The 8,297-nt window shown below is 31.3% G+C and carries 6 protein-coding genes; all 6 read right to left on the bottom strand.

The features are described 5' to 3' along the window. Nucleotides 1-64 precede the first annotated feature (64 nt). The 6 genes from ACLRVU_RS15590 to ACLRVU_RS15565 are packed head-to-tail and all read right to left on the bottom strand — an operon-like array spanning nt 65 to nt 8,276. Nucleotides 65-1,267: a phosphopentomutase gene (locus ACLRVU_RS15590; RefSeq protein ID WP_087159220.1), complete on the bottom strand. Its 1,203-nt coding sequence runs from the start codon at nt 1,265-1,267 to the stop codon at nt 65-67. Further along, nucleotides 1,268-1,987, bottom strand: coding sequence for a purine-nucleoside phosphorylase (gene deoD / locus ACLRVU_RS15585; RefSeq protein ID WP_161129518.1), 720 nt, complete (start codon nt 1,985-1,987; stop codon nt 1,268-1,270). It abuts the gene before it with no gap. A 4-nt stretch (nt 1,988-1,991) separates the two neighbouring features. Beyond that, a complete protein-coding gene (locus tag ACLRVU_RS15580; RefSeq protein ID WP_161129517.1) occupies nt 1,992-3,818 on the bottom strand; it encodes a BglG family transcription antiterminator in 1,827 nt (608 codons plus the stop codon). 52 nt (nt 3,819-3,870) lie between these two features. After that, nucleotides 3,871-5,229 carry a M24 family metallopeptidase gene (locus ACLRVU_RS15575; RefSeq protein WP_240140447.1) on the bottom strand — a complete coding sequence of 453 codons (1,359 nt, stop codon included), beginning with the start codon at nt 5,227-5,229 and terminating at the stop codon, nt 3,871-3,873. Continuing rightward, nucleotides 5,230-6,999 carry an adenine deaminase C-terminal domain-containing protein gene (locus tag ACLRVU_RS15570; protein WP_240140446.1) on the bottom strand — a complete coding sequence of 590 codons (1,770 nt, stop codon included), beginning with the start codon at nt 6,997-6,999 and terminating at the stop codon, nt 5,230-5,232. It abuts the gene before it with no gap. 2 nt (nt 7,000-7,001) lie between these two features. After that, nucleotides 7,002-8,276: a PTS sugar transporter subunit IIC gene (locus tag ACLRVU_RS15565; protein ID WP_161129516.1), complete on the bottom strand. Its 1,275-nt coding sequence runs from the start codon at nt 8,274-8,276 to the stop codon at nt 7,002-7,004. Nucleotides 8,277-8,297 lie beyond the last annotated feature (21 nt).

Genomic DNA, 8,297 nt, shown 5'->3' with positions numbered 1-8,297 from the left:
TATTTTTTATAGAATGTTTTCGATAATAAAGTGATGTTTCTTATAACACAAAACGTATTAATTATTAAAAAAATATCATTTTATCCAAGAGAGATTCTCCCTCCATATAACTCTTTTTCTTTAAATTAAAATTATCCAAGATTGTCATTCCAATCACACTAAAACTATCTGCTTCTTCTAAAACCCCATATTCTTTCATAGTTTTAGAAAACATAAGGCAAGGCACACATTCTCTTGTATGATTATAGCCTTTGAATGTTGGATCATTTCCGTGATCTGCAGTTACAATTACTAATGTATCATTAGATATAGTATTTAATAATACTTGTAATAAAGAATCAAATTTTTCTAATTCATTAGCATAACCACGTACATCTCTTCTATGTCCCCATTTTGAATCAAAATCTACTAAATTTACAAATAATAAACCTGTAAAGTCTTCTTTGGCCTGTTCAATGGTTTGCAACATGCCTTCAAAACTTGTCTTTGAATGTGTTTCTCTACTAATACCATTGCCACAAAAAATATCATTTATTTTTCCAATGCTCCAAACATCATATCCATTCAGTTTCAATATATCGAGAACTGTTTCTTGTGGAGGTTTGATAGTAAAATCGCGACGGTTAGCCGTTCTTTCGAATGTGTTTTTATCGTTTCCAATATAAGGTCTGGCAATTACTCTACCGACTTTATATTCTTCTCTCATTGTTAACTGTCTAGCAATTTTACAACAACGATATAACTCATCTAGCCCAGTAACTAACTCGTGTCCACATATTTGCATGACAGAATCTTCTGAAGTATAAATTATCAATTTCTTACCTTTGGATCTTATTTCCTCTTCTCCAAGTTCTTGTATAATTGATGTCCCACTAGCATTTTTGTTACCAATAAAAACATGATTCGTTAATGACTCTAATTCTCTGATCAAATCAACAGGGAATCCTGTATCTGTAAAAGTTTTTAATGAGACCGTTGTTTTTATCCCCATCATTTCCCAATGCCCTGTCAGCGTGTCTTTAGAATAACTGCTTTCATTTAGTTTTAACGAATATCCCATCTTTTGTTTATAATTTACAGATGGATGTAATTCACCCAGTCCCAAATCATATAAAGTTGGTAATTTGATATTCGGAAACTGTTCGAAAATATGACCAAAAGTATCAGCTCCTTCATCATTGTAAAGAGCAGCATCCTTTGCTTGTCCGATGCCAAAAGAATCAATAACAATAAGTATAATTTTCTTGAATTTTAGATTATCCTTCATTTACAAAGACCTTATACTTTCTAAAGCTATCTCGATCATGTTTAAAAATACTGTTTCTCTTTCTTTACTAGTAGTTTTCTTTTTAGAAACCATGCTATCAGAAATTGTTAATATACATGCCGCTTGCTTGTTAAGTACATTTGCATTATGAAATAAAGAATATGATTCCATTTCAACACATTTGCATCCTTGCTTTTCTATTATCTCATTCAATAGTATCTGCTGTGCATTTTGTTCCCTTTTATAAACATCAGTACAATATACTTTTGCAGGCAAGATATCTTTTTTCATTTTTTTAGCGGTAGCTAAAATAATATCATTCAACTGTATAGAAGGTTTTTCAATATGACCTTGTTTTAGTGATTGAACATAGGAATAGTTTGAATCACTGAAACATTCAGTGACCAAAACAGTATCAAATATATCCAATTCTTTCGTATATGAACCTGCTGTCCCTATTCTGATTATATAATCTACATCATATTTATCAAATAGTTCATAAGAATAGATCCCCATACTTGGAATACCCATTCCACTTCCCATCACAGTCACTCTAATGGTTTTATAAACCCCTGTATATCCCAACATATTTCTAACTGTATTGATTATTTTTACATCACTTAAATATGTTTCAGCTATCATTTTCGCACGCAATGGATCTCCGGGCATTAATACAATATTAGCTATTTCATCTTTTTGAGCTCCGATATGTGTACTCATAACATTAATTCCTGCCTTTCATTAAAATCGAAATAAAAGTTGAATAGTTAGCAGATTCAATTAATTGATTGTATTTGTCTTGATTATCAATAGTATCTAATATTAATTCATAGAGCTTCGGTATTTGATCAAATGTTTTATCTAAAGCGAATAAAAACACCAATCGAACATTATATTCGTTCCAAGTTACAGGTTGTTTCAGAATAGCTACACAGACACCACTTTTTAATGCAGATTTTTTTATACTATGCGGAATTGCAATTAAATCAGAAAAACATGTTGGTGCTATACTTTCTCTTTTATACACTTGCTCTATAAAATCTTCTCTTACAAAACCATTTTTATATAAATTTTCACACATTATATTTATTAGGTCATTTTTTGAATTTACTGAATCTATACGCAAAAACAAATTTTCATCAAAACATTGCATTATAGTTAAATTACGATATGCCGTATTAATTCGAATCTGCTTTACTAATTTTTCAATCAATTTATATTCATTTGGATTTAAATAATCTTCAATCTTATATACCTCATATGGTTGATACAAATCTAAATTTACTAAAGTTAATATTAAATCTGGTTTATCTCTAGTAATCCCTTTGGTATCAAGAAAAGAATAGTTACCACAATACTTAACATTTGTAATATTTGAAAGCTTGTCAACTATAATTTTTTCAACTGCTTTTCCATATGGACTAACTAATACTACCTTTAATTTTTCTGTATTCAGTTTTTGAAGTGCTCCTAATAAATGCATTGCAATATAACTAACTTCATTTTCATTCAAATGTAGAGAAGTTTTATCTAAAAACTTCGCAGATATATAGGTTGCGATATCATAAACTAAAACATATTTTTTTTGAAATTCTTTCAACAGAGGATTTTTTAGCTGCATGTTCATTTTGCATCTTTGAACTGCATATTTTAAATGTAAAGCTAAACCATTAATTAATTCATTATTGTTACTAAAATCTATTGAATAGTCTTTCTTTATTTCATCAAATACACTAATCAGAAAATTTTTATAATCTAGACAATCGCTTGCAAGATGATTGCCTAGACTTAATTTAAATGATTGATCAATCCTTGATGCAACTTCTTTATTCAAAAGCATACCTGTTTCAGAATAAAGATACTTCGAAAATCCATCCTCTAAATCATACTCTTGAAATTTTTGATTCAATTGAGCTGTAAGTACATGCAACAAAATAGACATCAACTCAAAATCAGTAACAAATATTTTGTTTTCACTAACATATTTATAAATTGTATTTCTGATAAACTGAACATCTAATGAAGAAAAATAAGACTCTAAAATTGCTAGGTCAAAATTAGAAGTTTCACTTTCTTCTAACAAATAATAGACAACTACTTTCTGCTTATTTACGTTCTCCCCTTTAAAATATAGCTTATTCATTTTTCTCATTATAAATACATTAAATCTATCGGAGATTTCTTTATTCAATTCTTTGATATGTTTGTTAAGTAAAGAAGTACTTATAGATAATTTGTCTGCCAATTCATAATAATCAACTTCATTTTGCATGATCAATTCTTTGACAATAGAAATTTTTCTATTATCATTCATTATTCTTTTCTGTTCATCATTATAAAGAATAGACTTGTCTTTGAGCCAATATCCTTTCCCTTTTTTAGATTCTATTACTCTTTTTTTATACTTTTTATTTATATCTAATATTTCGTTTTGAACTGTTTTTGAACTTATTGAAAGTTTTTTTGCAATTTCAGAAGAAGTTAAACATGACTCTTGTCTCTTTAACACTTCAATAATTTTAAATTGTCTATCATTTAAAATAACTTTCATATTATTCAAGTCCTTTCCAGATATAAATAAATTACTATGTATTTTATAACAATCAATCAATAATAGATAACGCTTTCCCTTTATCTAGTAGGAATGGGCGATAATATGCAACCATATTTGATAAAGGGCAAACATCTTCATGAAGTTCAATTCCTAGTTGCTCCTTTATATATTGCCTTCTAGTTTCAAATCTTCTCCACATTTCGTAATCTTGATTTTTTATTCTTTCTCTTAGTTGTTCATTCGCTAATAATATACCATTCTCACAACATGGCTTACTATATCCCTCAACACTAGGGATAATATCTATCTGTAATATCATGCCGCTTTCTAATGATTCATTGCTATCTTTATATATTGGTGAGCATAACCATTCCTCATCGGCAGCCAAATGACCTGGATTTAAACTCCATCGATATATTTTTTTTGGTAAACACCGATCAATTATAGAATATAATTCTTTCCCTGACATTCCAACATGAATATTCTCTAACCAAGTTCTTACCGCATTAAAATACGGAGCAGCTACTTTTTCAATATAATCACTTTCTGTTTCTGATAACTGATTTTTATCAGAAACTAAATAACCTGTTCTGCTAGATAAGCCTCCTTTATAGCCTACTGTCATCGATATTGCATCCCCCAATATCATTTTTTTCATTGAAGGATACAGATTTGCTTTTGCAAAACGTTCTCCAGTTGAAAATATCGTTACAACATTATTGCGCTGACCTTCGGACTCAAGAATTGATGCCATCTCAATTTCTGTTTTGCCTATTTGTAAAGAATCTAAAGCCTTCAACATATTTGAAGCCGCTAAAACTTGTCCATACTCATAATGTCTAATTTCATCCACTGTGTTTATTCGTCTTACGCCTACTTCACCAATCATAATATTTGTAGCATTCGATACAGATAATGCAATTGTTTTGATTGCTTCAACTATATAGTGAGGAACATCAAACATATCTTTATTGATTTTATACAAAGCTTTCCAACCAATAAGACCTACCTTTTTATTTGTTATTTTTGCTTCTTTAAAATAATCGACCATTTCTTTTTTTCCTTCTAATGGTTGATCAGGCAAAGAGAACTGTGGCACATGTAATGGCGTATTTTTTATTCGGCTATGTTTTGACATTCCAAGAACTTCATTTCCTAATAATAGATAACAATCTCCATTTTTGTGAAGAACAAGACAAGCTTCTTCAAATCTTGGAATAAATCCTGTTAAATATTCAAAATTTGCAGAGTGCTCAACATCCGCATATATGATAATGCAGTCGTACCCTTCTTGAACAAATGTCTTAATTACTTTCTCTTTCCTTATTTCCATTGTTTCATCGCTTAAAATTTGGGGAGAAATGTACTCAATTTGTGGACTTTCTACATTTTTTAAAACTACTCTCATTTAAATTACCTCACTTATTAAAGGAATAGTCTTTTTTTCTTCAGTCAAAACGATTCCTTCATCTGATATTTTTACATATGGACAAACTAATAAAGACAATATTGTAATACGCGATAAAGGGTTCTCAATATATATATTACCCAGCTTTACATTTGCCTCATTCATATTGTTAATTTCATTAACAACATCGGCAACATTTTTATTAGACATTAATCCTGCGATTGATAAAGGCATAGAAGCTATAACACAACCACTTTCTACTGCACAAAAGCCTCCTTTTTGCTTTTTAAGTTGACGTAAAGCTACAATTGCATTTTGTGGATTGTCATATACGACAGTTACGTTATGTGCATCATGACCTACTGTGCTCGCTATTGCACCATGATTTATTCCAAAGTTTTCAACTACTCCTAAAGTATGAGTTCCCTTATTATATCTATTAATAACAGATACAAACATATACTTCCCCTTTGGAGACAACTCAACTTTTCCATTCTTGATTGGAAAAGTTTGTTGAATCAAATTTGTTATTGAAGAAGAAAAGCTTTCAAACTTTATAACATTCATTGTAACCTTACTACCTTTAGAATAAACCAAAAAATTCGTCTCGTCCAAATCTGGTATATTAACAGTTTGATTCAATGCCTCTCTAGTATCTTCATAATGTGAAATCATGTCGCCATTTTTTACAACACATTTTCCTTCAAAGTACACATCTTTGACATGAACATTTTCTATATCATCTAAAACATTAAAATCAGCAATATATCCTGGTGCAATTGCTCCTAAATTTCCTATATTCGCTTCTAAACAAGGCCTATATGTAGCACTAATATATGCCTCAATTAAAGGCATTCCACAAGAATGAGCATGACGTATAATTCCATCAATATGCCCTTTTCTTGAAATCACATCACATCTACGATCATCGCTACTAAAAGCAACTCTATCATAATTGCCAATTTCAGATAAAGCTTCAATAATCTTAGGCATATTATGATTAGTATTTGCATCTCTTATATCTATCCACATACCTTGTCGATACTTTTCGATTACTTCTTGAACGCCTCTAGCTTCATGGTCACTTTTGATGCCATTACATAGATAAGCAGATAATCTATTTCCTTGCAAGAGTGGAGCATGACCTTGAATATATACTTTTTTATTCTTTGCTTCATCCAAAATTTTAGTTATTCTTTCATCAGAGCATAATACTCCTTCATAATCCATAACTTCACCAAGTCCAACTACATAGTCCTTTTCTAAATATGTTCTATAAAGTGAATAATCAAATATTGCACCACTATTTTCTAAATTTGGAACAGAAGGTACACAAGAAGGTATTGTCAAAAGTTGACGCATTGGTATATTCCCGTTACTTTCTAACATATATTTCAAGCCTTCTTCTCCGCATACATTTGCTATTTCATGAGCATCTTCCAAAACCGTTAACGTTCCGTGTGGAACAACTAATTTTGCATAATTTAAAGGTGTTAACAAACTACTTTCTATGTGAGTATGTGAATCAACAAAAGCAGGCGATAGATATAAATTATCGCCATTTATTATTTGTTTGCAGTCTAATATTTCCTTATTGACGTCATATTCAACATGAGATATCCATTTTTTATATACATACACATGTGCTAAAATCCATTGTTTTGTAAAAACGTTCAAAATTTTTATATTTCGAAAGACTTTATCATTAACAATTTTCCCTAAACTTGCCTCGGATAATCTCTTTCTGTCATTGCAACTTAAATCAACCATTCCTATTCCTCATCACTATTTTCCAGTTTCAATTGTTGTTTTTCATACATCTTCAAGAATGGATAATACAAGATCATGTCAATGATCAATAGAACTACTACCAATACCAAAGCTTTCATATCTCCTGTCGATAAAAATGACCCAAACACACTTGGCATATTAAACGATAACATCGCAAATGTCTTATCGATCAAATTCGTGCTCATACATATATAGGAGATCAATGCATTTATCGTTGGTACCATCGCACATGGTACAAAGAAGATCGGATTCAACATCATAGGCAAACCAAAGGTCACTGGTTCACTTATCCCAAAAAATGCCGGCAATACACTGATTCGCCCTACCGTTTTTATTGTCTTTGACTTGGAGAAACAACATAGTAGTGCAATGGAAAGACATGCTCCTGTTCCCCCAATACATACAAAATATACCCAAAAGGATTCCGTCAATATTGAAGTGGCTGCCAATCCTGATGCATGTTGTGCTGCATTGGTTGAAAGATTCATGAACATGATCGGTCCCATCAATCCCCAGAACGTAGCGTTATGAATACCAAAGAACCATGCCCCATTGATGATAAACGTCATTATCAGGATAAATACCAAGCTATCCGTCGCTTCTACCTGTGGTGAAATCAATCCTCCGATCCAAGCTGCCAATGTCGTTCCCATTGCGTTGAATATCGCAAATATTCCTAAATACAGTAACATTATCAAAACAGCGATCGTTAGCGATGAAAACGTCTCACTCAAAGAAGGTGGAACACTTTCCGGCAATTTGATTTTCCCAAAGTTTTTCTCTTTTAATACACGATATATATCTACGGTGACGATACCTACAAAAAGACCAATGATGATTCCTTTCCCATCCAGATATGTCAGATCCGCCAAAGACATCCCATAAACCAATTCTTCCGGATTTACATTCAAGATAAAGATGCCAAAACAACTGATAAAAAGAGGGATCAATGGCTCGATCTTATATGATTTACATAGGTTATACGTGATCCCTATCACGATATAAAGTGTCGTAAAGCCCAGCCCTAATACTGAGATCCAAGAAAATATCTTACTATTTGAGGCAACAAAATCTGCCCATACCCTCATGAACCCTGTTGCATCTTCTGTAGCTGGAGCTGAACCAATCACGGCAAACAAACCTCCAAAAATCATGATTGGCAACATTGAAATAAATGTATTCCTAATAGCAGATAAATGTACTTCATTTCCTAATTTAGCCGAAATATCCAATATTTTATTTTCTAACTTTTCCATGATCTAACCCTCCAATATCCC

It is taken from the genome of Beduini sp. (assembly GCF_047239305.1).
GTDB lineage: Bacteria > Bacillota_I > Bacilli_A > Erysipelotrichales > Coprobacillaceae > Beduini.
Note: the sequence above shows the minus strand (reverse complement) of the source record. Positions and strands in the feature narration are given on the sequence as shown.

Excerpts from the sequence above, each read along its gene's own strand:
- ACLRVU_RS15565 (WP_161129516.1), bottom strand. The coding sequence starts at position 8,276 with ATGGAAAAGTTAGAAAATAAAATATTGGATATTTCGGCTAAATTAGGA.
- ACLRVU_RS15590 (WP_087159220.1), bottom strand. The coding sequence starts at position 1,267 with ATGAAGGATAATCTAAAATTCAAGAAAATTATACTTATTGTTATTGAT.
- deoD (WP_161129518.1), bottom strand. The coding sequence starts at position 1,987 with ATGAGTACACATATCGGAGCTCAAAAAGATGAAATAGCTAATATTGTA.
- ACLRVU_RS15575 (WP_240140447.1), bottom strand. The coding sequence starts at position 5,229 with ATGAGAGTAGTTTTAAAAAATGTAGAAAGTCCACAAATTGAGTACATT.
- ACLRVU_RS15570 (WP_240140446.1), bottom strand. The coding sequence starts at position 6,999 with ATGGTTGATTTAAGTTGCAATGACAGAAAGAGATTATCCGAGGCAAGT.
- ACLRVU_RS15580 (WP_161129517.1), bottom strand. The coding sequence starts at position 3,818 with ATGAAAGTTATTTTAAATGATAGACAATTTAAAATTATTGAAGTGTTA.